Below are 26453 nucleotides of genomic sequence, written 5' to 3'. Positions count from 1 at the left end.
AAGGAAACGACATGACCGAGCACACCTGGACCGTCACCGGCATGACCTGCGAGCACTGCGTCGCGTCGGTCACCGAGGAGATCACCGAGATCGACGGCGTCACGGCCGTCGCGGTCGACCTGCCCACCGGGGCCGTCACCGTCCGCAGCGCCGCCCCGCTCGACGACGGCGCCGTACGCGCCGCCGTCGCCGAGGCCGGGTACGCGGTGGCCGCCTGACCATGCGCACCACCACCAAGCTGACCGCCTACGGTGCGGCGCTCGTCCTGGTCACGGCCGGGGCATGGGCGACCGGAACCGCTGTCGGTCCCCTGGGTTCCGCGGTCGCCGCTCCCGGCACCGCGGCCCACGGGGACGCTCACAGTGGCACCGTCGCGGAAGCGACAGAACCACCCCCGGGCCTGGCCGTCACCGAACGGGGCTACACTCTGCGACCCACCGCGACGACCCACACCGGCGGCCCGTTCGCGTTCACGATCACCGGCTCCGACGGGGCCCCCGTCACCGCGTTCGACGTGGAGCACGAGAAGCGGATGCACCTGATCCTCGTGCGCCGCGACGGCTCCGGGTTCCGGCACGTGCACCCGGAGATGGCGCCGGACGGGACCTGGACCGTGCCGCTGGAGCTGCGCGACGGCGGAAGCTACCGCGCATTCGCCGACTTCGTCCCCACCGGCGGCGCCCCCGTGACGCTGGGCGTCGACGTGTCCGTGCCCGGAGAGTTCGTCCCCGTCGAGCACGTCCCGACCCGCACCGCGCAGGTCGGCGGCTACTCCGTCACCCTCGACGGCGACCTGGTGCCGGGGCGGGCCTCCCCCGTCACGCTCACGGTCGCACGCGACGGCGTGCCCGTCACCGATCTCGATCCCTATCTCGGCGCGTACGGCCACCTCGTCGCGCTGCGCGGCGGTGACCTGGCCTACCTGCACGTGCACCCGTCGGACGGGCCCGCGGGGCCGGAGATCGGGTTCGTCGCCGAGGTGCCGAGCGACGGCACGTACCGGCTGTTCCTGGACTTCTCCCACGGCGGGGTCGTCCGCACCGCGGAGTTCACGGTGCCCACCGGCCCGGCCACCGGACCCGTGGCCGAGAGTGAACCGCATTCGCACGAGGAGGGACCCCGATGACCGCCACGCTCCCCGTCACCGAGATCGAGCTGGTGATCGGCGGGATGACGTGCGCGTCCTGCGCCAACCGGGTGGAGCGCAAGCTCAACAAGCTCGACGGCGTGAGCGCCAGCGTCAACTACGCCACCGAGAAGGCCAGGGTGCAGGCGCCCGCCGGCGTCGATCCTGCGGTGCTCGTCGCGCAGGTGGAGGCGGCCGGGTACACCGCGGTCCTGCCGGCCGCGGAGCCCGCTCCCGTCGAGGAGGTGGCCGACCCGCTGCGCGAGCGGCTGCTCGTCTCGATCGCGCTGTCGGTGCCGGTGATCGCGCTGTCGATGGTGCCGGCGTGGCAGTTCACGTACTGGCAGTGGATCGTGCTCGCGCTCGCCGGGCCGGTCGTCGTCTGGGCGGCGGCGCCGTTCCACCGCGCGGCCTGGACCAACCTGCGCCACGGCGCGGCCACGATGGACACGCTGGTGTCGATGGGCGTGCTGGCCGCGTTCGCGTGGTCGCTCTACGCCCTGCTGTGGGGCACCGCGGGCACCCCCGGGATGGTGCACCCCTTCGAGCTGACGATCTCGCCGAGCGACGGCGCGGCCAACATCTACCTCGAGGTCGCGGCGGGCGTCACGACGTTCCTGCTGGCCGGACGGTGGTTCGAGTCGCGGTCCAAGAGGCAGGCGGGGGCGGCGCTGCGCGCGCTGCTGGAGCTGGGGGCGAAGGACGTCGCCGTGCTGCGCGACGGGTCGGAGACCCGCGTGCCGGTCGAGTCGCTGCGCGTGGGCGACCGGTTCGTCGTGCGCCCCGGGGAGAAGGTCGCCACCGACGGAGTGGTGGAGGACGGCAGCTCCGCCGTCGACGTCTCGCTGCTGACCGGGGAGCCGGTGCCGGTGGAGGTCGGGCCCGGTGACGCCGTGGTCGGATCGTGCGTCAACTCCGGCGGGCGCCTGGTCGTGCGGGCCACCCGGGTCGGCGCCGACACCCAGCTCGCCCGGATGGCGAAGCTCGTCGAGGACGCGCAGAGCGGCAAGGCCGCGGTGCAGCGCCTGGCCGACCGCGTGTCCGGGGTGTTCGTGCCCGTCGTCATCGCCCTCGCCGCGGCCACCCTCGGGTTCTGGCTCGGCACCGGCGCGGGGGCCGCGACCGCGTTCACCGCGGCGGTCGCGGTGCTGATCGTCGCGTGCCCGTGCGCGCTCGGGCTGGCCACGCCCACCGCGCTGCTCGTCGGCACCGGGCGCGGCGCCCAGCTCGGCATCCTGATCAAGGGACCGGAGGTGCTGGAGTCCACCCGTCGCGTCGACACCGTCGTGCTGGACAAGACCGGCACCGTCACCGAGGGGCGGATGTCGCTGGTCTCCGTCACCGGCGACGAGGACGCGCTGCGGTTCGCCGGGGCGGTCGAGGCGGCGTCGGAGCACCCGATCGCGGCGGCCGTCGTGGCCGGGGCGCGGGAGCGCGTCGGGGACCTGCCGGAGGTCACCGGATTCGCGAACGTCGAGGGCCTCGGGGTGCGCGGCACCGTCGAGGGCCACGAGGTCGTCGTGGGGCGGGCGGCACTGGTCGACGTCGACCTGCCCGGGCCGCTGGTCGCGGCGCGGGAGGCGGCCGAGGAGTCCGGGCGCACCGCGATCGTCGTCGCCTGGGACGGGGTGGCGCGCGCCGTGCTCGTCGTCGCCGACACGGTGAAGCCGACGTCGCGCGAGGCCGTCGCGCAGCTCCGGGGCCTCGGCCTGCACCCTGTCCTGCTCACCGGCGACAACGCCCGCGCCGCCCGCGCCGTCGCCGCGCAGGTGGGTATCGACGACGTGATCGCCGAGGTGCTGCCCGCCGACAAGCTCGACGTCGTGAAGCGGCTGCAGGACGAGGGGAAGGTCGTGGCGATGGTCGGCGACGGCGTCAACGACGCCGCCGCACTCGCCCAGGCCGACCTCGGGCTCGCGATGGGCACCGGCACCGACGTGGCGATCGAGGCGAGCGACCTGACGCTGGTCCGCGGCGACCTGCGGGCCGTCGGCGACGCGATCCGGCTCTCGCGCCGCACGCTCGGCACCATCAAGGGCAACCTGTTCTGGGCCTTCGCCTACAACGTCGCCGCCCTGCCGCTGGCCGCCTCCGGACTGCTCAACCCCATGATCGCCGGGGCAGCCATGGCGTTCAGCTCGGCGTTCGTGGTGGCCAACAGCCTGCGGCTGCGGGGGTTCCGGCCCGCGCGGTGATCAGCTGATGCCGACGAGGTCCACGACGAAGACCAGCGTGGCACCGGCGGGCAGGCCGGGGGGCGGGTTGTCGCCGTAGGCCAGGTCCGGCGGCATCACGATGACGCGGCGCCCGCCCGGCGCCATGCCCTCGATGCCCTGCGAGAAGCCGGGGACGACCTGGTCCAGCGGGAACTCGATGGGGGCGTCGCCGCGCGACCACGAGCTGTCGAAGGTCGAGCCGTCCGACCACAGCGTGCCGGTGTAACGGACGTTCACCGTGTCGGCCTGGGTCGCCGCGGCGCCCTCCCCGACGACGACGTCCTCGAGGAGCAGCTCGGTCGGCGGCGCGCCCGAGCCGGCCCCGGCCTGGGTGGGGGCCGTCAGGTCGGTGGGGTCACCGGACAGACCGGGAACGCCGCCCTCGGGGCCGGCCGGGGCGGCGGCGGTCGCGGAGGCGGACGACGCGGCGGTCGACGGGGACGCGGCGGGGGCGGCGGTCTCGGCGCCGCCGCAGCCGGCGAGGGTCAGGACGAGGAGTGCGGGGAGCAGGAGCCGTCTCATGCGACCAGGAGATCACGCAGCGTGCCCGTCACCGCGCGCGGGCCCGTCAGCGCAGGACCGCTCGGATCTCCCCCACCGGTTCCCCGCCACCCAGCACCGGACGTCGGCCCAGGTCGTCGGGGATGTCGGCGCCCAGTGCGCGCAGCGCCTCGGCGACGACGACCGGCAGCGGCCGCATCGCCCCGTCGAGCACCTTCACCGCGACCGCGCCGCCGTCGGGCAGGGCGGCCGCCCACACCCCCTCCGCCCCGTCCTTGGCGACGAGACCGGGCACGTCGGCCATGAACCCGGTGACGTCGCGGCCGATGCCGCCGACCCATTCGGGATGCGCCGACATGGCCGCAGCCACCCGCTGCTCGGGCGTGCCGGGCTCGGCCAGGACGAGCCACGCGAAGGCGTGCGCGAGGCCGGTGAGGGTGCAGGAGTAGAGCGGCGCGCCGCAGCCGTCGACCGTGACGTGCTCGGCGGTGTCGCCGGTGAGTTCCTCCACGGTCTCCCGGACCGCCTTCTGGAGCGGGTGCGCCGGGTCGCGGTAGCCCTCGACGGGCCAGCCGGCCGCCACGCACGTGGCGATCATCGCGGCGTGCTTGCCCGAACAGTTCTGCACCAGTGACGACGGGCCGAACCTGTCGGCCCGCCAGGTGGCGCCGACGTCCTCGCCGAGCGGGTAGGCGGGAGTGTTGGCCAGGTCGTCCTCGGTGCGGCCCGCGGCGGCGAGGATCCGGCGGACCCCGTCGACGTGCAGCGGCTCTCCGGAGTGGCTGGAGCAGGCGAGCGCGAGCAGCTCGTCGTCGATGTCGAGTCCGGCGCGCAGCATCGCGACGGCCTGCACGGGCTTGAGCGCGGACCGCGCGAAGATCGTGACGCCCGGGTCGCCGCGGTGCAGGACCGTCGAGCCGCCGCCGTCGAGCGCGACGAGGTGCCCGCGGTGCACCGACTCCACCGTCCCGCCCCGCACCACGTGGGCCAGGGCCTGTGCCCGATCGTCGATCACGCATCGACGCTACGTGAGCGCGACGGGTTTCACCGAACGCCCACGGAGTGCGGCCCTCCGTCCGTACCGTCCGCGGGCATGGACGGACGACAGTGGCTCGACAGCTACCAGCACCGGCTCACGGACCTCAAGGCCCGTGCCGACCGCGCGCAGGCCGCGCTCGCCGGCGTCGACGGCACGGCCGCGAGCCCCGACGGGGCGGTGTCGGTCACCGTCGCCCCCGGGGGCGCGGTGCGGCGCATCGTGTTCTCCGAGCGCAGCGAGGCACTCTCCCGGGTCCAGTTGGCCGCGCTCGTCGTCGAGACCGCGGCCCGGGCACAGGCCGAGGCCGACCGTCGGGTGACCGAGGCCGTCGCCCCGCTGCTCGGTGGCGACAGCGAGGCGATGCAGGTGATCCGCTCGTACCAGGGGTCGGGGTCGTGAACGCCGACTTCGGGTTCCGGCTCGGCGACATCGGGGCGCACATCGGCTTCGTCGAGGGGTCGGTCGCGGAGCCGATGCGCCGGGCAGGCGACGCCGGACGCCCGCTCGACCCGCTCTCCTACGGGCTGCTCGGGCAGGTGTTCGCCCTCGCCGTCGGGGTGGCGGCGGGCATCGGGGCGCACGCGGTCCGCGGGCTCGCCGACGAGTCGGAGGGCTTCGTCGTCGGCCTGCGCGCCACGCGCGACGCCTACGAGCACGCCGAGCGGGTCACCGCCGAGCTGTTCCGGCCGCCGCGATGACCGCGCCGAACCCGCTGATCGTCGAGGCGGAGAACGAGGACGCCCAGCCGCTCGACAACTGGGAGGGCGCGGGCGCCACATCGAGCGTCGCCGACATGAACGCCGCGTGGGCGCGCGACGACCCCGACCTCCTGCAGATCGGGTTCACCACCGCCGGTGCCGCGCTCGACGGACTGGACGCGGTGATGAACCCGCTCGACGCCCTCGCCACCTCCGCCATCGGCTGGTTGATCGAGCACGTCTGGTGGCTGCACGAGCCGCTCGACGCCCTCGCCGGTGACCCGACCCAGATCAAGGCCCAGGCGCAGACCTGGCGCAACGTCGGCGCGCAGCTCTCCTCGGTGGCCGCCGGGTACCGAGGAGAGCTCGCCGGCGGCTCCCCGGACTGGGAGGGGGCCGCGGCCGACGCCTACCGCGCCGCGGTCACCGACTACGCCACCCGCCTCGACGACGTCGCCGCGATGGCCGAGCGCCTGTCGTCGGTGATCCTGGTGTCCGGCGCCGGGGTCGCGGCGATTCGCTCCTGGATCCGCGACCAGATCGCGGAGTTCGTGTGGCTCCTCCTGCAGCTGCTGCTCTGGTCGGGCGTGCTCGCCTTCCTCACCGCCGGTGGATCGCTCGCCGCCGCGGCGGTGCAGGCGATCGTGCGGGCGGAGCGACTGGCGCGCTCGTTCGTCCAGCAGATCTCCCGCCTGCTCGACGCCCTCGACGCCTCCGGCCGCACCGCCCACCAGCTGGTCTCGGCGATGCGCGACACCGTGGCGCAGGTCCGCGCCGCCGCCCCCCTCCTCGACACGACGGGCGAGGGGATCCTGAGCGGTGCCGGCACGGTCCGGGCCGCGGAGGTGATCGAGACGGGCAAGCAGCTCACCAACGCCGCACAGGACCGTCAGGGCTGGGACGCACCCTCCCCCGGCTGATCGCGGTCCCGCCCGGCAGCGGCGGCGAGCGAAGGCCCGCCGTCGCAGCGGCGGTGGGCGGGCGGGGTACGGGGGCAGCTGGAGCCACGAGTTGTGTACCGATGTCTCTCGCGGGTCCTCGACGGTCGGCCCGGGCCGATCCTTGCTCCGCGCGGAGCGGGCGGTTGTGCGGGCGGGGCTCGTCGTCGGCCGCCCGTCTCCTCGCGATCGGGACGGGTGCAACCGCGGTGGCCGGGCCGCCCGCTCTCACCACTCGATCGGGGCGAGGTCGGCGGACACCCCCAGCACCAGGTCGGCGTGGACCGGGCGGTGTCGCCGCGGTCGACCGCCGACAGCACCTCGGTCATCCCGCCGGCGTCGCGCGACCGGTGCCGGGCGTGCGGCAGGATGGCCGCCATGGCACAGGTGACGGCTACGGCCGAGCGCACGATCGACGCCCCCGCGGAGACGGTCAGCACGGCACTCGGCGACTACGAGAAGGTCCGTCCGACGATCCTCACCGAGCACTACTCGGAGTACCGGACCGAGCCCGACGGGCGGGTGCACTGGAAGCTCGCCGCCACCGAGAAGCGGGTGCGCGACCAGCTCGTCGCCGTCGAGAAGCCCGACAACGCCACGATCGTCGAGCGCGACGCGAACTCCTCGATGGTCACGACGTGGACGGTCACGTCCGAGGGAACGCACCGCAGCACCGTCCGCGTCGTCACCACCTGGAAGGGCGCGGGCGGGATCGGCGGCTTCTTCGAGCGGACGTTCGCGCCGAAGGGCCTGCGCCGGATCCACGAGGGTGTGCTGGCGAACCTCGACGGCGCCGTACGTGGCTGAGACGGGCATCGTCGCGGTCGCCGGTGAGGCGCTCGTCGACCTCGTCCCGGCCCCCGTCGGCGGCTACCTGGAGATCGCGCCCGGCGGGAGCCCGGCGAACGTCGCGGTCGGGCTGGCCCGGCTCGGCGTCCCGGTGCGGATGCTCGCGCGCCTCGCCGACGACCCCCTCGGGCGCCGGATGCGCGCGCACCTCGCCGACAACGGGGTGTCGCTCGACCACACGGTCGCCGCCACCGAGCAGACGTCGATGGCGCTGGTGACCGTCGACGACGACGGCGTCCCCAGCTACGACTTCCGCGTCGACGCCACCGCCGACTGGCAGTGGACCGACGCCGAGCTGGCCGGGGCGCTGGACGGCCCGGTCGTCGCCGTGCACTCCGGCTCGCTCGCGCTCACCACCGCCCCCGGCGACGGCCCGCTGCGCGCGCTGCTGGAGCGGGCCATGGCCACCGCGACCGTCAGCTACGACCCGAACTGCCGCCCGCTGCTGATGGGGGACCCGGCCGGCGTGCTGGAGGGGGTGCACGCGCTGCTCGCCGTGGCCGACGTCGTCAAGGTCAGCTCGGAGGACCTGGAGTGGCTCGGCCTCACCCCCGAGGCCGCGCTGGAGGACTGGGTCACGCGCGGGCCCGCGGTCGTCGCGATCACCCTGGGCGGCGACGGCGTGCTCGCCGGTACCGCCACCGGACTGCGGACGCGGCGACCGGGCGTGCCGGTGACGGTCGTCGACACCGTCGGCGCGGGAGACACGTTCTCCGCGGCCCTGCTCGCCGGGCTGCACGGCCGGGACCTGCTCGGGGCTGCGCGCCGGGCCGAGCTGAGGGCCCTGGACGCGGCCGTCCTCGACGCATTGCTCGACCTCGCCGCCCGGGCTGCGGCGATCACCTGCTCGCGGCGCGGGGCCGACCCGCCCACCGCGGCCGAACTGGCCTGAAACGTGGGTGGGGCGGCGACGCCCCAGATCTTTTCGCCGCCGCCCCACCCACGGGCCCGCCGTAAGGCCGACACGATCATCGACCGCGCAGGGTCCCCGGCGCCACCTCAGGCACCGGTCCGGGTGGCCCTCCATCGGGTCGGCGCGTCGCGTTGCGTCAGAATCGCGGGGTGTCCGCTCCCCCGGAAGCTGCAGCTCACGGCCTCGTACCCCACCCCGAGGGGGGTTGGTACCGGCGCACCTGGACCTCCCCGGTGTGCGTCGACACGCCGCGGGGGACGCGCCCGAGTGCCACGGCGATCCTCTACCTCCTCGACGCGGTGTCGGCCCGGCACCGCGTCTCCTCGGCCGAGCTGTGGCTGTGGCACTCGGGCTCGGCGGTGGAGCTGACGGTCGACGGGAGGGCGTCGGTGCTCGACGCGGGCACCCCGCAGCTGACGGTGCCCGCCGACGCCTGGCAGTCGGCCCGACTCCTCGGCCCGGCCCCGGCCCTGCTCAGCTGCGTGGTCTCCCCCGGCTTCGACTTCGCCGACTTCGAACTGGCCTGACCCCGATCCCCGAGCGGGAGCGGCACACTCGCCGGGTGAGGTTCGCCCGAGTTCGCCGGCGCGCCCTGCGAGGGTGCCCTCGGGCCGGTGAGTCGGCCGATCAGGCGCGGGTGCGGTCCAGGAGCCTCTCGACGGGCCAGGTGTTGAGGACGCGGTCGGGCGGCACCGCGCAGGCGACCGCGCGCTCACAGCCGTTGCCGAGCCAGTCGAGCTGGCCGGGGGCGTGGGCGTCGGTGTCGATCGTGAACTCGCAGCCCGCCTCGACGGCGAGGCGCAGCAGGCGCTTCGGCGGGTCGAGCCGCTCGGGCCGGGAGTTGACCTCCACCGCCACGCCGTACTCCGCGCAGGCCGCGAAGACCCGGTCGGCGTCGAACTCCGACTCCGGACGCTTCCGCTTGCCCATGACCATCCGTCCGGTGCAGTGCCCCAGCACGTCGACGTGCGGGTTCGCGACAGCCGTCAGCATCCGCTCGGTCATCTCCGCCCGCGGCATCCGCAGCTTGGAGTGCACGCTGGCGACGACGACGTCGAGCTGGTCGAGCAGGTCCGGGTCCTGGTCGAGCGCGCCGTCGTCGAGGATGTCGACCTCGATGCCGGTGAGGACGCGGAAGTCCGTCAGTTCGGCGTTGAGCTCAGCGATCTGCTCCAGCTGCGCCCGCAACCGCTCCGGCGAGAGCCCGTTGGCCACGGTCAGGCGCGGCGAGTGGTCGGTGACGACGAGGTAGGAGTGCCCGAGCGCCCGCGCCGTCTCCACCATCTCGCGCAGCGGTGAGCCACCGTCGGAGGCGTCGGTGTGGCTGTGGCAGTCGCCGCGCAGCGCGTCCTTCAGGGCCAGCGCAGCCGCGTCGAGCGGTGTGCCCTCCGTCGCCTCGAGGCGGCGCAGGTACACCGGCTCCTCACCGGTCAGCGACTCGACGACGCACCGCGCCGTCACCTCCCCGACCCCCTTGAGCCGCACCAGCTCGCCGGACAGTGCGAGCCGCGTCAGCTCCCCGCGCTCCTTCCTCGCCAGCACGGCGGCGGCGGTACGGAACGCACGGACGCGGTAGGTGGACTCGTGCGCACGTTCCAGCAGGAAGGCCACCCGGCGCAGGTCGGCCACGGGGTCGCGGTCGTCGCTCACCGGCCCGATCCTGCCCTACGGTGGACGTCGTGGAAGCCCGTGGAGTCCTCCTCGTCGGATCCGTCGCGGCCGACCTGCGCACCGCGGCGTTCGGGCTCACGACCCTGGCCAGGCGCTACGCGCGCTGTCCGGCGTTGACCGACGGGCCGGGCGAGGGCGCCGACAGCGAGCGCGTCACCACCGGCCACCTCGAGGACCTGCGGTCCTGGGCGCAGGTGCTCGTCGAGTACCGGCGCGGCCGCACCCGGTTCGTCCTCGACCACGTGCGCCTGACCGCGGCCCGCGAGGCCGGGCAGCTCCCGGTGGTGGCCACCGACGAACCACGGGTCGTCGACGCGCTGCGCCGGGAGTCGCCCGACTGGTTCGTGGTCCTGCTGCGCGGGGTGGGCGACCGCACGTGGGCCGAGCTCGACGTCGCGCTGTCCGTCGGCCTGCCCGCCGCGGTCGCCCCACCCCTGGTGCACCTGGCGATCCAGCTGCGCGAGGACTCAGCGGCGGGCCCAGAGCCGCGGTAGGTCGTGCTCGATCCGCGCGGCCCGCTCGACGTCACGGCCCAGCAGTACGCCGAAGCTGAACCCGTTCTCCCCGCTCGCGTGGGCCGCGGCGCCCAGCTCGCGCAGTGTCGCGCTCGCGACGACGGCGTCCTGGTGCTCCCCCAGCGCCTTCTGCAGGTGCTTGAGTCCCTTGTCCTTCGTGCCCGCGACCTCGGTGGCGTAGCGCAACCGCTTGCCCGCCTTGCGTGCCGCGTGCACGGCCTCGGTCTGCTCCGGGCCGGACTGCACCGCGACGTCGACGGCCCGGGTCAGCCGCTTCGTCGCCCGCGCGACCCCGGCCTTCAGCCCCGACTTCCCCCGCGCCGCCTTCGTCAGCGGCGGCTCCTCCAGCAGGGCGTCGAGCGCGCTGCGCAGGGCGGCGTAGCGCTCGCCGTCGAGTTCGGTGAGGACGGCCGCACGTGCCTCGGCCTCGATGCGGGCGAAGTGCCGGGTCGCGAACGCCTCGGCGTGACCCAACCGCAGCTCGGGCGGCAGCGCGGCGAGTCCGGCGAGCACCCGCTCGCGGAGCACCTCGGCGTCGCGGGCGGGGGCGAGGGCCTGGCCGAACCCGCGCAGCGCGTCGACGACGGGCTCGGTGCGCTCGGCGTCGAGCAGTGGCCGGTAGGCCTGCAACGCGCTGCGCATCCGGCGCGCGGCGACCCGCAGCTGGTGCACCGCGTCGGGCTCGTCGCGGCGCACGCGCAGGTCCTCGGCGGCGATGCGGTCGGCCTGCGCGGCGACGTAGGTCATCAGCACGGCACCGGCGGACCCCTTCTTCCCGACCCGGGCCCGACGCGGGCGGGCGGGGCGGAGCAGGCGGTCCAGCTCGGCCTCGACGCCGGGAGGGGCGGGGGTCAGGCCGGACTCGGCGAGGCGGCCTGCCAGGCCGTCCGGGGCCCCGGCCCGCAGGTCGAGCGCTGCCTCGGTCCAGGTGCGGACGTCGGTGGAGCGGCCCAGCGTGGCCACCGAGACATGGTCGTGCACGACCTCGGCGACGACGGTGTCGTCCTGCGAGAGCAGGCGCGTCACCGCGCGGGTCGTGCGGGCGCGGCCGACGGGGCGCACCGCGCGGTCGCGGGCGGCGCCGCGGATCAGCTCGTCGATCTGCGCGGGCACCGGGGCGGGTTCCGGCGCGTCGGCCGCGACGGGCACGCGCAGACGCTCGTCGTGGTCGCCGTCGGGGAGGTCCAGGTTCCACTGCGCAGGCCCGTCTCCCCGGTGCAGGGACAACGTGATCCCGGCCACGGACAGGCGCAGGTCGTCGGTGTCGTAGCGCTCGACCTCGAGCACCACCACCGGCGACGGCTCCTCACGGTGCACCCCCGGCAGGCCGGCCAGCCGGGGCGATCCGGCCTCGGCGGCGCCTCGGAAGTGCAGGGGCGTGGGCGGGGCTGCGGTCGTCTTCGGCATTGAACCGGAGTGCCCGGTCTCAGCCCTCCCGTAAACGGGACTTGAGCACCTTGCCCATGTCGTTACGCGGCAGCACGTCGACGAACCGCACCTCCCGCGGGCGCTTGTGCGGGGCGAGCTGGGCGGCGACGTGGTCGATCAGCTCCTGCTCGACGGGCACATCCCCCGCGGCGACGACGACCGCGACGACCCGCTCCCCCAGGTCCTCGTCGGGCAGGCCGAACACCGCGGCCTCGGCGACGCCGGGGTGCTCCAGCAGCGCGTTCTCGATCTCCCCCGCGCCGATCTTGTAGCCGCCGGACTTGATCAGGTCGGTGGAGTGCCGGCCGACGAGCGCGAGCGCCCCCGACTCCGTCCAGCGACCGATGTCGCCGGTGGCGAACCAGCCGTCGTGGTCCGTGCCGCCGCCGCGGTTGAGGTACCCGTCGAACAGGCCGGGGCCGCGTGCGTGGACGGTGCCCAGGTCCGGGTCGCCCTCGACCGGGTCCAGGCGCACCTCGGTCCCGGCGAGCGGGCGGCCGACGGTGCCGGGCTCGGGCTCCTCGTCGGCGCGCACGGCGGTGAGGATGAGCGACTCGGTGAGCCCGTAGCGCTCGCGGACGGCGAGGCCGGTGGCGGCGCGCAGGCGGGTGTGGTCGACGGCGGTGAGCGCCGCGGAGCCCGAGACGAGCAGCCGGGCGCGGCCGATCCGCTTCGCGGCGTCCGGGTCGTCCTGGAGCTGGTCGGCGAGGCGGTGGTACTGCGTCGGCACGCCGAACACCATCGTGGCGCCGCCGTCGACGGCGTCGGCGAGCGCGCCGGCGTCGAGGGCGGGGAGGTGGTGCAACGACCCTCCGCGGCGCAGCGGTCCGAGCACCCCCAGCACGAGCCCGTGCACGTGGAACAGCGGGAGGGCGTGGACGAGCACGTCGTCGCCGGTCCAGGACCAGGCGTCGGCGAGGGCGTCGAGGTTGGCCGCGACGGCCCCACGGGAGAGCACCGCGCCCTTGGGCGGGCCGGTGGTCCCCGAGGTGTAGACGACGAGCGCGGGCGCGGCCGGCCCCGGGTCGCGCGGGGGCGCGCCGCCACCGGTGCTGCTGAGCTCGACGTCGATCCGCGGGAGATCCGCCAGCCCGCCGGGGAGGACGGCGCCGGGGGCCGCGAGCACCGCACCGGGCTCGGAGTCGGCGAGGACGTGGGCCAGCTCGCGCTCCCCCAGCTTCGGGTTGACGGGCACCGCGGGCACCCCGGCGAGCACCGCCGACGCCACCGCGACCGCCGTGTGGATCCCCGGCACCGCGTGCACCGCGATCCGCTTCGGTCCGGCCGCCCGGATCCGCTCGGCCAGCGCGTCGGCGACCGACGCCAGCTCCGAGTGCGTCAACGAGTCGTCGCCCGCGCGCAGGGCGGGGCGGTCGGTCGGGTCGAGGAGCGTGGGGAGGACGGTCACGCGATCACCTTGCCCGGGTTGAGGATCCCGCGCGGATCCAGGGCCGCCTTGACGGCGCGGTGCATCGCGACGACGGCCGGGCCGAGCTCGCGCAGGGCCCCGTCGCGCTTGAGCAGTCCGACGCCGTGCTCGCCGGTGACGGTGCCGCCGAGGTCGAGCGCGGCGTCGACGATGTCGTCGAACGCGGCCTGCGTACGGATGCGGGCCGCGTCGTCGCCGTGCGGGGTGAGCATCAGCGGGTGCAGGTTGCCGTCGCCCGCGTGCGCGACGGTGGCGATCACGACGTCGCGGCGCGCGGCGATCTCCTCGATCCTCGTCAGCATCTCGGCGATCCGGCCGCGGGGCAGGCAGACGTCCTCGGTCAGCATGGCCTGGCCGAGCTGCTCGAGCGCCGGGTAGGCGAGGCGCCGCGCGTCGAACAGGGCCTCGGCCTCGACCGGGTCGGTCGACACCAGCGCGTCGCTCGCCCCCGCGGCCAGGAACTCGGCGTGGATCGCCGCCGCCTCGTACTCCGCTGCGGGTTCCGGGAGGTCGGTCTGGGCGAGCAGCAGCACGGCGGCATCCTCGGGGAGACCGGCCCGCTTCCAGTCGTTGACGGCCTTGAGGCACACGCGGTCGACGAGCTCGAAGATCGCCGGCTGCAGCCCGGCGGCGGTGACGCGCGAGATGGCGTCGCCCGCCGCGGGGAGCGTGTCGAAGAAGCCGACGACGGTGCGTGGGGCGGTGGTCCGCGCGGGCCGCAGCTTGACCGTCACCTCGGTGACGACACCGAGCGTGCCCTCCGACCCGACCATCAGCCCCGCCAGGTCGTAGCCGACGACGCCCTTCGCGGTGCGCCGACCCAGCCGCACGACCTGGCCGTCGGCGAGCACGACCTCCAGCGCGAGCACGTAGTCGCGGGTCACGCCGTACTTGACGCAGCACAGGCCGCCCGCGTTGGTGGCGACGTTGCCGCCGATGGTCGACCAGGGGGCGCTCGCCGGGTCCGGCGGGTACCAGAGGCCCTCCTTCGCCGCGGCCGAGCGCAGGTCGTCGTTGACGACGCCCGGCTGCACGACGGCGAGTCGCTCCGCCGGGTCGATCTCGACGATGTCGCGCATCCGCTCGGTGGACAGGACCACGCACCCCTCGACGGCGTTGGCGCCGCCGGACAGCCCGGTGCCCGCCCCACGCGTGACGACCGGGACGCCGTGCGCTGCGCACGCGGTGACGATCGCGGCCACCTCGGCGGTCGTGGCCGGGCGGGCCACCGCCACCGCGGCCCCGTGCGGCGCCCACTCGGCCTCGTCGTGCAGGTAGGGGGCGACCGTGTCGGGGTCGGTGAGCAGGTGCCGCGCCGGCAGTGCGGCGCGCAGGTCGTCGAGCACCGTCATGGCGCCGACGCTAATCCGCCGAGGCGCGGGCCGCGAGTGCCCGCCCCAGGAGCGTCCCGGAGCGCCACGCCGTCTCGACCTTCGGCGTGCCCCAGCCGTCGCCGGCGAACGCGATGCCGTCGTCACCGAGGTGGAAGGGCTCGTCCCGATCCCGCGCCGGGGAGGCGTAGCGCCAGCGGTGGGCGTAGGTCCACTCCGGCTCGACCGACACGCCGAGGAGTCCGGCCAGCGCGTCGAGGACGAGCGGGACGGCCGAGTCCGGGTCCGTGTCGTGGTCGCGGGCGACGTCGGCGACGGTGTGGGAGACCAGCACCGGGGCGCCGTCACCGCGGCGGGCGCCGTCGTCGGCGACGAGCGTGAGCACGGGATGGTCGTTGACGAACGCGACCGGCAGGTCGTCCCACCGGCGTCGGGACCACCCCGCGGCGACGGCGATCACCGGTGTCCACTCGGGGGACGGCGACGGTGTGCCCAGCAGCCGCGCGGACTGCGGGTCCGGCATGGCGAGGACGACGGTGTCGGCGGACTCTCCGTCGACGACCGGGCCGGGGCCGACGCGGGTGACCTCGTGCCCGAGACGGACGTCGAGGCCCGTCGCGAGGTCGGCGACCAGGCTGCGGAGCCCGCCCGGTGCGGCATAGCGGACGGGTCCGGGGGCGCTGCCCCGCTTCCCGTTGCCGAGCACGGCGGGTTCGGAGGTCCACTCCCGGACCAGGCCGGCGTCCTGCCAGCCCTGGACTACCGCGGTGAACTCCGGGTCGCGCGCGGTGAAGTAGGCCGCGCCGAGGTCCACCGGACGTCCGGCGAGGCGCCTGCTCGACATCCGCCCGCCGACGACCCGCGCGCGCTCCAGCACCCGCACCGGCAGCCCCGCGGCCGCCACCTCCCGCGCACACGCGATCCCGGCGATCCCGGCCCCCACGACGATCACCGACATGGCGGCCACGCTAGGCGCCGGGTGGACCCGGCGCCCGGTGACGGTGGCCACCCCGCCCCGCGTGCCCGGCCTTGCACTGCGCACACCCACGCACCGGCGGAGACGGCTGGTGCGTATCGGTGCGCAGGGCACAGGGCCCGCGCACCGACCGGCGTCTCGCGCACGTCCGGCGGTGCGCGAGCCGCCGGTACGTGCGCGAGCCCGGATGGGCGCCGCCCCGACCCGCGAGGCACCGCCCCGACCCGCGGGCGCGGAACCAGCGACTCGCGGGGCGGGGTCAGGGGCGGCGGCGGGTCAGGGGGTACGGACCCGGGCCAGGCGGGCCAGCCACCACGCCGTGCGCTCCGGGTCGGCGGCGAGTGCCTCGTCGAGGATCGGGACGGGGGGCGTGCGGGGCACCGGGAGCAGCCCGCCGACCGGGGCGAGGGGGGGCACGACGTCCGCCGCCAACAGCGCGCCGGTGCCCAGACCGCAGGCGAACTCCAGCGACGGCAGTGCCCCGGCCAGCGCGATCTCCGCGGCCAGCCCCACCCCGGACTCCAACGCCGAGGACACCACGCACGGCAGCCCGCACGCCTCCGCGACCTCCAGCGCCCGGCGCACCCCGCCGAGCGGCGCGCACTTGAGCACGACGACGTCGGCCGCCCCCGCGACGGCCACCTTCAGCGGATCCGACGCCCGGCGGATCGACTCGTCGGCGGCGATCCGCACATCGACCCGCCTGCGCACCGCTGCGAGATCGGCGAGCGACTCACACGGCTGTTCGACGTACTGGAGCCCCCCGGCCGCGCGGTCCAGGGAGCGGATCGCCACCACGGCCTCGTCCACCGACCACCGCGCGTTCGCGTCGACCCGCACGTGCCCGCCGGGCCCCACTGCGTCGCGGACGGCCTCGACGCGCGCGAGGTCGTCGGGCAGCGACCCCGGCGCGTCGGCCACCTTCACCTTCGCCGTGCCGCACCCCGACGCCACGACCATCGCGTGCGCGACCGACGGCGACACCGCCGGCACGATCGCGTTGACCGGCACCGTGTCCCGGACCGGCGCGGGCCAGCCGTCGAACGCGGCCTCGTGGGCGGCGTCGAACCAGGCGCGCGCCTCCGGGTCGGCGTACTCCGGGAAGGGGCAGAAGTCGCCCCACCCCGCGGGCCCCTCGAGCAGCAGGCCCTCCCGGACGGTGATCCCGCGGAAGCGGGTGGTCATCGGCAGGGAGTAGACGTACACGGTCCCTATGCAACCAGTTCGTGGTCGGCCGGGTTCACCTTGCGGGTGCGGCGCCGGTAGTCGAACGTGTAGCCGGGCCAGACCGTGCGGTTGTTGCCCTCCGCGTCCAGGTACCAGGACTTGCAGCCGCCGGTGTTCCACACCGAGCCGACCAGCCGCTTCTGGATGTCGGCGTTGAAGGCGTCCTGGCGGTCGCGGCGGGTGTCGATCGCGGTGACGCCGTGGACGTCGAGCAGGCGCAGCGCGTCGAGGATGAAGCTGGTCTGCGACTCGATCATGAACACCATCGAGCTGTGCCCGAGGCCGGTGTTCGGGCCGATCATCATGAACAGGTTGGGGAACCCGGCGACGGTCGTGCCGAGCAGTGCCTGCGGACCGGAGGCCCACTCGTCGGCGAGCTTGACGCCGTCGCGCCCGGTGACGGTGACGTCGGCCAGGCTCTCCCCGACCCGGAACCCGGTGCCGAAGATGATCGTGTCGACCTCGTGCTCGATCCCGTCGGCCGTGACGACACCGGTCTCGGTGACGCGGGTGATCCCGTCGGTCACGACGTCGACGTTGGACTGCTTGAGCGAGGAGTAGTACTCGTTGGACATGAGGATGCGCTTGCAGCCGATCGTGAAGTCCGGCGTCAGCTTGGCCTTGAGGTCGGGGCGGTCGGCGAACTTGCGGTCCAGGTAGGCGCGCGCGAAGCCCTCGATGATCTTCATGCGGGCGGGCTTGAGGAAGCCGCCCACGAGCATCTCGTTGCGCGCGTAGACCAGGGAGCGCTGCACCTTCTGCGCCGCCGGGAGCGCCTTGTACAGCGCGCGGAGCGGGCCGGCGATCTCGCGATCGGGCTTGGGCAGCACCCACGGCGCGGTCCGCTGGAACAGCGTCAGCGCGGCGACCTCGGGCTGGATGTGGGGCACGAACTGGATCGCGCTCGCCCCCGTCCCGATGACGGCGACGCGCTTGTCGCGCAGGTCGTGGTCGTGGTTCCAGCGCGAGGAGTGGAACACGGCGCCGCGGAACTGCTCGATGCCCTCGATCTCGGGCGTCGACGGCAGGTGCAGCGGCCCGGTGCCCCACACGACGGCGCGCGCGTGCACGACGGAGCCGTCGGCACTGCTCACGGCCCAACGGCTGCCGTCCCACTCCAGGCCGGTGACCTCGCGGCCGAAGCGCAGCCGGTCGCGCAGGCCGTAGCGGTCGGTCACCGACTCCAGGTACGCGCGGATCTCCGGCTGGCGTGCGAACGTCCGCGTCCAGTTCGGGTTGGGGGCGAAGGAGAAGGAGTACAGGTGGCTCTGCACGTCGCAGGCGCAGCCCGGGTACGTGTTGTCCCGCCAGGTGCCGCCGACGCTGTCGCCCTTCTCCAGGATGACGAAGTCGCCGCGTCCGGCCTCCGCGAGCTTCACGGCGGCGCCGAGCCCGGCGAACCCGCTGCCGACGATGGCCACGTCCACGGTCTGATCGGTCATCCCACGTCCTCCCGGGTCACTGTTACCGGCGGTAAGTTACCACGAGTAAGTTACCTGCGGTAGGGTCTTCCCGTGACGACGACACGAGCCCCCCGTCGCCGCGTCGGCCGGGCGGAGCGCGAGCAGCAGATCCTCGACGCCGCCGTCGTCGTGTTCAGCGAACGGGGCTTCCAGAACGCGTCGATGGACGCCGTCGCCGAGCGCGTGGGCGTCACCAAGCCCGTGCTCTACACCCACTTCGGCTCCAAGGACGGCCTGTTGCTCGCCTGCATCTCGCGGGCGCGCGCAGAGCTGCTGGAGGTCACGTCGAGCGCGGCCGCGTCCGCCGACACCCCCGAGGAGATGCTGCGCCGCGGCACCCGCGCGTTCTTCGACTACCTCGAGCGCCACGAGCCGGAGTGGACGCTGCTGTACTGCGAGTCGACGGTCGCGGGCGAGGCGCTGGAAGGCATCCGCGCGCAGCAGACCGACTTCATCGCCGCCCTGCTCGCCGTGCAGGCCCCCGGCACCGACCCGCAGCAGCTCGCAGGCTGGGCGCAGGTGATCGTGGGGGCGTGCGAGCGGCTGGCCGTGTGGCGCGGCAGTGCCCGGACGGTCACGAGCGAGCAGGCCACGCAGTACCTCATGGACCTGGCCTGGACGGGGTTGGGGACGCTGAACCCGGGCACGGGATGATCCTCCGATGAGCACGACGGCACCCCGCCTGCTGCAGGTCCGGCGCAGCGAGCGGGTCACCCCGCGGATGATCCGCGTGACGCTCGGCGGCGACGAGCTCGCCGGCTTCCCCGGCGACGGCCCGGACCGCCGGATCAAGATGTTCTTCCCCGTGCCCGGCCAGGAGCGCCCCGCGGTGCCCCGCGCCGCGTCGGGCGGGCCGGTGTGGCCCACGGGTGAGGCCCGGCCGGCGATCCGGACGTACACGGTGCGGCGGTTCGACGCGGGCGCGGGCGAGCTCGATGTCGACTTCGTGCTGCACGGCGACGGGCCCGCCGCGGCCTGGGCGGCCGAGGCGCAGCCGGGCGCCTGGGTCGGCGTCTCCGAGCCGGGCGGGCGCTACGACCCCGACGCGGGAGCCGACTTCCACGTCGTGATCGGTGACGAGACCGCCCTCCCCGCGGTCGCCACCGTGCTCGACGCCCTCCCGCCCGGCGTGCCCGCGCTCGTGTTCGTGGAGGTCGCCGACGCGGCCGAGGAGCAGGCGCTGCCCGGCATCGTCACCTGGGTGCACCGCGGTGACCGCGCGGCCGGGGCGCCGCTGGCCGAGGCGGTGCGGGCGGCGGAGTTCCCGCCCGGCCGCGGGCAGGCGTGGCTCTCGGGCGAGAGCGCGTGCGTCAAGGACCTGCGCAAGCACCTGCTCGACGACCGCGGCATCGACCGCCGCGCCGTCTACGCCACCGGCTACTGGCGGGCCCGCTAGAAGCCCAGCAGCTTCACGATGATCTCGTTCATGATCTCCGTGGTGCCGCCGCCGATGCTCAGCAGCCGCGCGTCGCGGTAGTGCCGCTCCACCTCGTGCTCGCGCATGTAGCCGAGCCCGCCGAGGAGCTGGACGCACTCGTAGACGGCGTGGTCGCACGCAGCCACCGCGGTGTTCTTGGCCATCGCGGTCTCCATGAGCATCGACTCCCCGGCGAGCCAGCGGGTCGTCACCGTCTGCGTGTAGACCCGCGCCACGTCGATCTGCCGGGCCGTCTCGGCCATCCGGTGCCGCACGACCTGCCGCGAGGACAGCGGCCGCCCGAACGTCTCGCGCTCGCGGATCCAGGTGCTGGTGAGGTCGAAGCAGCGCTGCGCGGTGGCGTAGGCCTGCACGGCCAGCGACAGGCGCTCGCTCTGGAACTGCTGCGCGATCTGCAGGAACCCGGTGCCCTCGGCGCCGACGAGGTGCCCCACCGGCACGCGGACCCCGGCGTAGGACAGCTCCGCGGTGTCGGAGCAGAGCCAGCCCATCTTGTCGAGCTTGCGCGAGACGGCGAACCCCGGCGAGCCCTTCTCGACGACGAGCAGCGACACCCCCGCGTGCCCCTCGCCGCCCGTGCGCACCGCGGTGGTCACGAAGTCGGCCCGCACGCCGGAGGTGATGTAGAGCTTCGCCCCGTCGACGACGTACTCGTCGCCCTCGCGGCGCGCCCGGGTACGGATCCCGGCGACGTCGGACCCACCCTCGGGCTCGGTGATCCCCAGCGCGCCGATCAGCTCACCGGCCAGGGTGGGGCGCGCGAACCGGTCGATCAGGTCCGGGTCACCGGCCGCGATGATGTGCGGCAGCGCGATCCCGTGCGTGAGCAGCGCCGCGACCAGCCCGCCCGAGCCGCCGGACAGGATGATCTGCTCCGCGACGAGGAAGCCGTCGATCGCGTCGCCGCCGCCCCCGCCGACCTCCTCCGGGTGCGCGACGCCGAGCAGCCCGACGGCCGCGGCCTTCCGGTGCAGCTCACGCGGGACCTCCCCGTCGCGCTCCCAGTCGGCCAGGTGCGGCACGATCTCGCGGGTCGTGAAGTCGGCGACGAGCGCCCGCAGCGCGTTCCGCTCGTCGGTGCGCCAGGGATCGGTCATGTCGTCTCCACCACCACGTGCTCGCCCGTCGTCGTCGCGCGGACCCTCCGCCCGACCGTCTCGCCCAGCCCCAGCGACAGCGCCCGTGCGCTCGCGACGTCCCCGGGGACGGTGGATGCGCAGTACCGCGCCCCCTCCGCGGTGCGCGCCACCAGGAAGCCCTGCGCCGGGGTGCCGTCGCGGCCGTGCTCGACGGTGGCGGTCTCCACCGTCACCTCCTCGCCGTCGACGCGCTCTCGCACCGCGGGCCCCGGCCCCGCGGTGTCCCGGGACTCGGGATCGCCGACGTAGTCGTGGGGTGTCGTGCTGACGACGAGCGCGTGCTCGTGGGTGAGGTAGCCGCCGTTGCCGTGCACCAGCGCGGTGCCGCGCTCCCTACGCAGGTGCTCGGTGACGGCCACCAGCGCGTGCAGCGTGTAGCTCGACAGCGGCCCGCCGAACGCCGAGTGCCCGCCCGTGACCCCGACCGGCGGCGCGATCCCCAGGTGCTCCCCGACCAGCTTCGGGACGACGGGGAAGCAGCTGTAGACGTCGATGACGTCGAGGTCGGCGGCGCTCAGGCCCGTCGCGGCGAGGGTGCGGTCGAGGACGTCGGACAGTGCGGCCGACGCCGCGAAGCTCGGCCGGGCGAGTGCGTCGGCGGCGTCGTGGGCGCCCGCCCCGCCCCACACGTGCACGATCCGGTCCTCCGGCACGCCCGCCTCGCGGGCCGCGGCCAGCGAGGTGACGACGACCGCGGCGGCCTGGTCGACCATCGGCATCGCGTTGAGCGAGAGCGGGTACGGCTCGCACACCATCCGGTTGCCGGGTCCGACGGTGGCGATCTCGTCGGCGGAGCGCGGCTCGGGGTTCCACGCGGCCGGGTTCGTCGCCGCGACCTGCGAGAACGCCGCGTACAGCTCCGCGGAGGCCCGCGCGGCCCGCTCCGGGCTCTCCCCGCGGGCGGCGCGCAGCGCGTTCTCGAACAGCGGGTAGACGCGCGTCGGCAGCACGAGCCCGGTGCGGGTCATGGCGTCGCTGCGCAGCCCGGTCTCCTCGAACGACGGCGGCCCGCCGGGCGTGGCGCTCCAGCGCTCCGCGGGGTCGATCCCGTTGCGCCACAGCGCCTGCACCGACGCCTGCGCCTCGCCGCCGACGATCAGCGCGACCCGCGAGTCACCCGCCGCGATCCGCGCCGCCGCCTGCTCCAGCAGCTCGGCGGGGCGCTGGCCACCGACCCCCGTGTCGAGGGTGTGCCGCGGCGTCGCCCCGATCTCGCGGGCGACGCGGGCGGCGAGGTCGTCGTAGGCCCAGCTCGCGACGTGCACGGTACAGACCGCGTCGAGGGTCGTGAGGTCGATGCCGCCGTCGGTCGCCGCCGCGCGCACGGCGTCGAGGATCAGGGGGAAGGGCTCGCGCGCCCCCTCGACCGTCCGCTCCCGGTTGCCTCGGACCTGCCCGACCCCGACCAGCACCGGCCGCCGTTCGTCTGACGTCACGACGGCGACGCTACAGACGCCGCCGGGGCCCCGGGCCATGATCGCCAGGAGTGGCCCCCGGGTGTCGCCGGTGGCACCTGCGGACCACCCCCGGTGATCACCCGGCGGCGATCGCCCGGCGGCGGGCGGCTCCGGGCGGGGGCGGGGTACGACCGGGTCGGCCGCGCCCGACGTGGTGGTCGAGCCAGCGCAGCACCGGGCCGGCCGCGCGCCACGTCTCCCCGCATCGGGGTGGCGAGCGCGGCGGTGTGGCGGTCGCGGTGGGCGGCGAAGAACCCGGGGTGCTGTCGTCGGCGATCTCGGACAGGAACGCGATGGCGTCGGCGGTGAACATGCCGACGTGCACGGAATCGGGAGCCGTCCGGTTCCACAGCAGGCGCACAGGTCTCTCCCAGCGACGGGACAGCTCCGCGCGCGAGGGTCACTAGCATGTCGACGATGAACGAGCAGGTGCCGCTGCGCCGCGCCGACGGCGGCGCGATCCGCGTGCTCGTCGTCGACGACGAGTCCACGCTGGCCGAGCTGCTGTCCATGGCCCTGCGCTACGAGGGCTGGGAGGTCCGCACGGCGGCCGACGGCTCGTCCGCGGTGCGCGGGGCGCGCGAGTTCCGGCCCGACGCGGTCGTCCTCGACGTGATGCTCCCCGACTTCGACGGCCTCGAGGTGCTGCGCCGCATGCGCGCCGACACCCCGGAGGTGCCGGTCCTGTTCCTCACCGCCCGCGACGCCGTCGAGGACCGCGTCGCCGGCCTGACCGCGGGCGGCGACGACTACGTCACCAAGCCGTTCAGCATCGAGGAGCTGGTCGCGCGGCTGCGCGGGCTGCTGCGCCGCTCGGGGATGGCCGCGGTGCGCCAGGGCACGGAGCTGGTCGTCGGCGACCTCACGCTCGACGAGGACAGCCACGAGGTCCGCCGCGCCGACGCGCTCGTCGAGCTGACGGCGACCGAGTTCGAGCTGCTGCGCTTCCTCATGCGCAACCCCAAGCGCGTGCTGAGCAAGGCCCAGATCCTCGACCGCGTCTGGCACTACGACTTCGGCGGCCAGTCCAACGTCGTCGAGCTCTACGTCTCCTACCTGCGAAAGAAGATCGACGCCGGGCGCGAGCCGATGATCCACACCGTGCGCGGGGCCGGGTACGTCCTGAAACCGGCCGGGTGAGGGGCACCCTGCGGGCGCGGCTGGTCGCGACCGTCCTGCTCCTGCTCGCCGTGACGGGGGCCCTGATCGGGATCGTCACGACGGTGTCGCTGAACGGGATCCTCGTCGACCAGCTCGACGAGAACCTCCGCGCGACGGGCGGGATCGCCCGCGGGCTGCCGCCGGACGACAGCGCCCGCACCCCGCCCGACGGCGACGACCTGCCCGCGGGCGCACCGTTCGGGCCGGGGCTGCCGTTCGGGGTGCTCGTCGCCGAGATCACCGACGGGCGGGTCACGAGCGCCGCGGTGCTCGACCGCCGCGGGACGAGTCAGCCGGTGCCCTCGGAGGTCACCTCCGCCCTGCTCGACGTCGTGGTCGGCGACCGGCCCCGCAGCGCGGAGCTCGGCGAGCTGGGCAGCTACCGGCTCGTCGCCGGCGAGCGCACCGAGGCCGACGGCGACACGGTGACGGTCGTGACCGGCCAGTCCGAGCGGCCGCTGCAGGAGACGCTGTCGACGCTCGTGACGATCGAGGTCGTCGTCGTCGCGGTGGCCCTGCTCGGCGCGGGGGTGGCCGGGGCGGTCGCGGTGCGCCGGGAGCTTCGGCCGCTGGAGGAGGTCGCGGCCACGGCGTCGCGGGTCAGCGCCCTGCCGCTGGCCAGCGGGGCGGTGGAGCTCGTCGAGCGCGTGCCGGTGACGAACCCGCGCAGCGAGGTGGGGCAGGTCGGCACCGCGCTCAACCGGATGCTCGACCACGTGGGTTCGGCGCTCGAGGAGCGGCACGCGAGCGAGCTGCGGCTGCGCCAGTTCGTCGCCGACGCCAGCCACGAGCTGCGCACCCCGCTGGCCGCGATCCGCGGGTACGCCGAGCTGTCGCGCCGCGGCGAGCTGACCGAGGAGGCGGCGTACTCGCTGCAGCGCATCTCGTCGTCGGCGGAGCGGATGAGCACGCTCGTCGAGGACCTCCTGCTGCTCGCCCGCCTCGACGCGGGCCGCCCGCTGGAGCGCGTCGAGGTCGACCTCACCCACCTCGTCCTCGACGCCGTCAACGACGCGCACGTCGCCGGTCCGGGGCACCGCTGGCTGCTCGACCTGCCCGACGAGCCGGTGACCGTCACCGGCGACCCATCCCGGCTCGCCCAGGTGCTCAACAACCTGCTGGCCAACGCCCGCACGCACACGCCGCCGGGGACGCGGGTGTCGGTCGGGCTGGCGCCGCGCGACGGCGGTGTGGTGCTGACGGTCGTCGACGACGGGCCGGGGATCGCGCCCGAGCTGGCACCGCGGGTGTTCGAGCGGTTCGCGCGGGGATCGAGCTCGCGGTCGCGGGAGAGCGGCAGCACCGGGTTGGGCCTGGCGATCGTCTCCGCGGTGGTCGCGGCGCACCGGGGCACGGTGGACGTGACGAGCCGCCCCGGCCGCACCGAGTTCACGGTGACCCTCCCCCACTGAGTCTGCCGACCACCCCCCGCGAGTTTGCCGACCACGCACGGCGAGTGTGCCGACCACGCACGGCGAGTGTGCCGTTCGCGCACAGGCGGCGCACAGCTGCGGCACCGGGCGGACACAGGTCGCGTCGCCAGGCTCCATGATCGTGACGACCGCCCTCGCCCGCCCGGCCGACCCGATCTCGCGGCCGGGACGCCCGACCCGGGGCCGAGCGCGTCCGTCGCGGCCCTGCTCGCCGCGACCGCCGCCCTCTACCTCTGGGGCCTGTCCGCCTCCGGTTGGGCGAATGCGTTGCACGCCGCCGCGGCGCAGGCGGGCGGTGAGAGCTGGACCGCCTGGTTCCTCGGCTCCGCCGACGCGATCACCGTCGACAAGACGCGCGCGGCGCTGTGGGTCATGGGCCTGCCGGTGCGGATCTTCGGTCTGTCCAGCTGGAGCAGCCTGGTGCCGCAGGCCCTGATGGGCATCACGACGGTCGGTCTGCTGTACGCGGCCGTGCGCCGCACCGCGGGCCACGGGGCGGGGCTGCTCGCGGGGGCCGCCCTCGCGCTGACGCCCGTCGCCGTGTTGATGTTCCGCTTCGACAACCCCGACGCCCTGCTGACGTTGCTGCTGGTCGGCGCCGCGTACGCGACCCGCGGACGGAACCGACTCGCGGTGGAGTGTCGCATCGGCGACGCGACTCGCGGTCGGAAAGTCGACGACTCGCGGACGCGGGAACAGCGACTCGCGGACGGGTGGTCGGTCAGGATCGGGGGCAGGGGCGGGGGTCATGGGTGTGGGGGCGTCGGGAGCGTCACGTGGTAGCCGGTCGGGAGGAACCGCACGTCCCGCCCACCCGTCACCGGCCCCCACAACCCGCGCCGGGTGGAGCGGGCGGCGGCGATCGCGACCGGGCCGAGCACCACCGGGTACCAGACCCCGTACGGCTCCAGCACCTGCTGCAGCGCGAAGAACATGATCGCGCCGAGGATCGGGCCCTCGATCGAGCCGATCCCGCCGAACTGCTCGACAACGCCACCAACTTCTCCCGCCGGTCGCGCCGGTGCGGAGGCGCGTCGTCCGCTCCGGCAACGGGCCGCTCGTCGTCGAGATCACCGACACGGGCGTGGGAATGCCCGCCGAGGACCTGGCGGAGGCGAACCGGTCGCCGGCCCGGCGAACCGAGGTCGGCGGCACGGCGTCACGGCGATGGGGCTGTTCGTGGTCGCGCGGCTCGCGGCACGGCATCGACGTCCGGCTCGTGACCGGCGCCGGGCTGGCGCAGGCCCGCGTGCAGAGCGGCGGCGAGGTGGTGTCGGTCTCGTCCATCACCGGCGACCCCGGGATCACCGCGCGTCGCCATCCCGGCCACCTCGTCGTCGGGTCCACCCCGCGTCGACAGCCGGTTCCGCAGGCGGCCCCGGTCCCGGCTCAGCAGGGCCGGCCGACGACGCCGCACCGGGCGGCCCGTTCCCGGTCGACCTCGACGCCAACGGATCGCCGCAGCGCACCCCCGGCGCGCAGCTCGTGCCGGGGAGCGCGCCGGC

27 protein-coding genes and 1 pseudogene are annotated in these 26453 nt (G+C 75.1%); 15 read left to right on the top strand and 13 right to left on the bottom strand.

Annotated elements, in window-relative coordinates; all coding sequences use genetic code 11:
- Positions 1–11 precede the first annotated feature (11 nt).
- Genes I4I81_RS30735 through I4I81_RS30725 form a run of 3 tightly spaced genes read left to right on the top strand, consistent with a single transcriptional unit; the run spans position 12 to position 3321 of the window.
- The gene (locus tag I4I81_RS30735) at positions 12–218 is read left to right on the top strand and encodes a heavy-metal-associated domain-containing protein (protein ID WP_218601143.1); all 207 of its coding nucleotides are present in this window, start codon (positions 12–14) and stop codon (positions 216–218) included.
- A gap of 2 nt (positions 219–220) precedes the next feature.
- Positions 221–1126, top strand: a complete 906-nt coding sequence (locus tag I4I81_RS30730; RefSeq protein ID WP_218601142.1) for a DUF8832 domain-containing protein — start codon at positions 221–223, stop codon at positions 1124–1126.
- On the top strand, positions 1123–3321 hold the full coding sequence (locus I4I81_RS30725; RefSeq protein WP_218601141.1) for a heavy metal translocating P-type ATPase: 2199 nt from the start codon (positions 1123–1125) through the stop codon (positions 3319–3321). Before I4I81_RS30730 ends, I4I81_RS30725 begins: the two co-directional genes overlap by 4 nt.
- Here the strand turns inward: I4I81_RS30725 and I4I81_RS30720 are convergent, their stop codons facing one another.
- Both I4I81_RS30720 and I4I81_RS30715 read right to left on the bottom strand, forming a co-directional pair.
- Positions 3322–3864: an FKBP-type peptidyl-prolyl cis-trans isomerase gene (locus tag I4I81_RS30720; protein ID WP_218601140.1), complete on the bottom strand. Its 543-nt coding sequence runs from the start codon at positions 3862–3864 to the stop codon at positions 3322–3324.
- 46 nt (positions 3865–3910) lie between these two features.
- A complete protein-coding gene (locus I4I81_RS30715; RefSeq protein WP_226363652.1) occupies positions 3911–4858 on the bottom strand; it encodes an asparaginase in 948 nt (315 codons plus the stop codon).
- A gap of 78 nt (positions 4859–4936) precedes the next feature.
- Between I4I81_RS30715 and I4I81_RS30710 the strand changes: the two genes are divergently transcribed.
- From I4I81_RS30710 to I4I81_RS30685, 6 genes are all read left to right on the top strand, one after another.
- Positions 4937–5281: a YbaB/EbfC family nucleoid-associated protein gene (locus I4I81_RS30710; protein WP_218601139.1), complete on the top strand. Its 345-nt coding sequence runs from the start codon at positions 4937–4939 to the stop codon at positions 5279–5281.
- Positions 5278–5580 carry a hypothetical protein gene (locus tag I4I81_RS30705; RefSeq protein ID WP_218601138.1) on the top strand — a complete coding sequence of 101 codons (303 nt, stop codon included), beginning with the start codon at positions 5278–5280 and terminating at the stop codon, positions 5578–5580. Before I4I81_RS30710 ends, I4I81_RS30705 begins: the two co-directional genes overlap by 4 nt.
- Positions 5577–6500 carry a PPE domain-containing protein gene (locus I4I81_RS30700; protein ID WP_218616502.1) on the top strand — a complete coding sequence of 308 codons (924 nt, stop codon included), beginning with the start codon at positions 5577–5579 and terminating at the stop codon, positions 6498–6500. The genes I4I81_RS30705 and I4I81_RS30700 overlap by 4 nt, the downstream gene beginning before the upstream one ends.
- 396 nt (positions 6501–6896) lie before the next feature.
- Positions 6897–7325: an SRPBCC family protein gene (locus I4I81_RS30695; protein WP_218605703.1), complete on the top strand. Its 429-nt coding sequence runs from the start codon at positions 6897–6899 to the stop codon at positions 7323–7325.
- Positions 7318–8259, top strand: coding sequence for a carbohydrate kinase family protein (locus tag I4I81_RS30690; RefSeq protein ID WP_226363651.1), 942 nt, complete (start codon positions 7318–7320; stop codon positions 8257–8259). The genes I4I81_RS30695 and I4I81_RS30690 overlap by 8 nt, the downstream gene beginning before the upstream one ends.
- Before the next feature lie 170 nt (positions 8260–8429).
- The gene (locus I4I81_RS30685; RefSeq protein ID WP_218605704.1) at positions 8430–8807 is read left to right on the top strand and encodes a cupin domain-containing protein; all 378 of its coding nucleotides are present in this window, start codon (positions 8430–8432) and stop codon (positions 8805–8807) included.
- A 100-nt stretch (positions 8808–8907) separates the two neighbouring features.
- On the opposite strand, the gene I4I81_RS30680 is transcribed toward I4I81_RS30685, so the two are convergent.
- Complete coding sequence (locus tag I4I81_RS30680; protein ID WP_218605705.1) at positions 8908–9930, bottom strand: PHP domain-containing protein; 1023 nt, start codon at positions 9928–9930, stop codon at positions 8908–8910.
- Positions 9931–9959: 29 nt separating this feature from the next.
- Here I4I81_RS30680 and I4I81_RS30675 point away from each other — a divergent pair, with 29 nt between their 5' ends.
- The gene (locus tag I4I81_RS30675) at positions 9960–10445 is read left to right on the top strand and encodes a hypothetical protein (RefSeq protein WP_218616501.1); all 486 of its coding nucleotides are present in this window, start codon (positions 9960–9962) and stop codon (positions 10443–10445) included.
- Here the strand turns inward: I4I81_RS30675 and I4I81_RS30670 are convergent.
- The 6 genes from I4I81_RS30670 to I4I81_RS30645 form a co-directional block, all read right to left on the bottom strand.
- Positions 10419–11873 carry a CYTH and CHAD domain-containing protein gene (locus I4I81_RS30670; protein WP_218616500.1) on the bottom strand — a complete coding sequence of 485 codons (1455 nt, stop codon included), beginning with the start codon at positions 11871–11873 and terminating at the stop codon, positions 10419–10421. The two genes, I4I81_RS30675 and I4I81_RS30670, sit on opposite strands and share 27 nt — an antisense overlap.
- Positions 11874–11892: 19 nt before the next feature.
- Complete coding sequence (locus tag I4I81_RS30665) at positions 11893–13302, bottom strand: AMP-binding protein (protein ID WP_218605772.1); 1410 nt, start codon at positions 13300–13302, stop codon at positions 11893–11895.
- Entirely contained in the window at positions 13299–14675 is a 1377-nt protein-coding gene (locus tag I4I81_RS30660; RefSeq protein WP_218605773.1) for an FAD-binding oxidoreductase, read from the bottom strand. Before I4I81_RS30660 ends, I4I81_RS30665 begins: the two co-directional genes overlap by 4 nt.
- Before the next feature lie 10 nt (positions 14676–14685).
- Positions 14686–15612: an NAD(P)/FAD-dependent oxidoreductase gene (locus I4I81_RS30655; protein WP_218605774.1), complete on the bottom strand. Its 927-nt coding sequence runs from the start codon at positions 15610–15612 to the stop codon at positions 14686–14688.
- 294 nt (positions 15613–15906) lie between these two features.
- Positions 15907–16836 (bottom strand): o-succinylbenzoate synthase, encoded by a 930-nt coding sequence (locus I4I81_RS30650; RefSeq protein WP_218616499.1) that lies wholly within the window; start codon positions 16834–16836, stop codon positions 15907–15909.
- Between the two features lie 5 nt (positions 16837–16841).
- The gene (locus I4I81_RS30645) at positions 16842–18299 is read right to left on the bottom strand and encodes a flavin-containing monooxygenase (RefSeq protein WP_218605376.1); all 1458 of its coding nucleotides are present in this window, start codon (positions 18297–18299) and stop codon (positions 16842–16844) included.
- Positions 18300–18371: 72 nt separating this feature from the next.
- On the opposite strand from I4I81_RS30645, the gene I4I81_RS30640 reads away from it, so the two are divergent.
- Positions 18372–18974, top strand: coding sequence for a TetR/AcrR family transcriptional regulator (locus I4I81_RS30640; RefSeq protein ID WP_218605377.1), 603 nt, complete (start codon positions 18372–18374; stop codon positions 18972–18974).
- 7 nt (positions 18975–18981) lie between these two features.
- Positions 18982–19716, top strand: a complete 735-nt coding sequence (locus I4I81_RS30635) for a siderophore-interacting protein (RefSeq protein ID WP_218605378.1) — start codon at positions 18982–18984, stop codon at positions 19714–19716.
- Here the strand turns inward: I4I81_RS30635 and I4I81_RS30630 are convergent.
- The 3 genes from I4I81_RS30630 to I4I81_RS30620 form a co-directional block, all read right to left on the bottom strand.
- On the bottom strand, positions 19713–20855 hold the full coding sequence (locus I4I81_RS30630) for an acyl-CoA dehydrogenase family protein (protein ID WP_218605379.1): 1143 nt from the start codon (positions 20853–20855) through the stop codon (positions 19713–19715). The two genes, I4I81_RS30635 and I4I81_RS30630, sit on opposite strands and share 4 nt — an antisense overlap.
- Positions 20852–22333, bottom strand: coding sequence for a TLP1 C-terminal extension domain-containing protein (locus I4I81_RS30625; RefSeq protein WP_226363650.1), 1482 nt, complete (start codon positions 22331–22333; stop codon positions 20852–20854). The genes I4I81_RS30630 and I4I81_RS30625 overlap by 4 nt, the downstream gene beginning before the upstream one ends.
- A gap of 97 nt (positions 22334–22430) precedes the next feature.
- Entirely contained in the window at positions 22431–22715 is a 285-nt protein-coding gene (locus I4I81_RS30620) for a hypothetical protein (protein ID WP_218616498.1), read from the bottom strand.
- Between the two features lie 47 nt (positions 22716–22762).
- On the opposite strand from I4I81_RS30620, the gene I4I81_RS30615 reads away from it, so the two are divergent.
- From I4I81_RS30615 to I4I81_RS30605, 3 genes and pseudogenes are all read left to right on the top strand, one after another.
- Entirely contained in the window at positions 22763–23494 is a 732-nt protein-coding gene (locus tag I4I81_RS30615) for a response regulator transcription factor (RefSeq protein ID WP_275957376.1), read from the top strand.
- A complete protein-coding gene (locus I4I81_RS30610) occupies positions 23491–24927 on the top strand; it encodes a sensor histidine kinase (protein ID WP_218606131.1) in 1437 nt (478 codons plus the stop codon). Before I4I81_RS30615 ends, I4I81_RS30610 begins: the two co-directional genes overlap by 4 nt.
- Positions 24928–25152: 225 nt before the next feature.
- Positions 25153–25554, top strand: a pseudogene (locus tag I4I81_RS30605) (glycosyltransferase family 39 protein); the annotation flags it as partial.
- 140 nt (positions 25555–25694) lie between these two features.
- On the opposite strand, the gene I4I81_RS30600 reads toward I4I81_RS30605, so the two are convergent.
- Entirely contained in the window at positions 25695–25883 is a 189-nt protein-coding gene (locus I4I81_RS30600) for a hypothetical protein (protein ID WP_218616497.1), read from the bottom strand.
- Positions 25884–26453 lie beyond the last annotated feature (570 nt).

Origin of the sequence: Pseudonocardia abyssalis, from assembly GCF_019263705.2 — a bacterium.
GTDB lineage: Bacteria > Actinomycetota > Actinomycetes > Mycobacteriales > Pseudonocardiaceae > Pseudonocardia > Pseudonocardia abyssalis.
The sequence above is the reverse complement of the archived record's forward strand: the minus strand, read 5'-3'. Positions and strand labels throughout refer to the sequence as shown.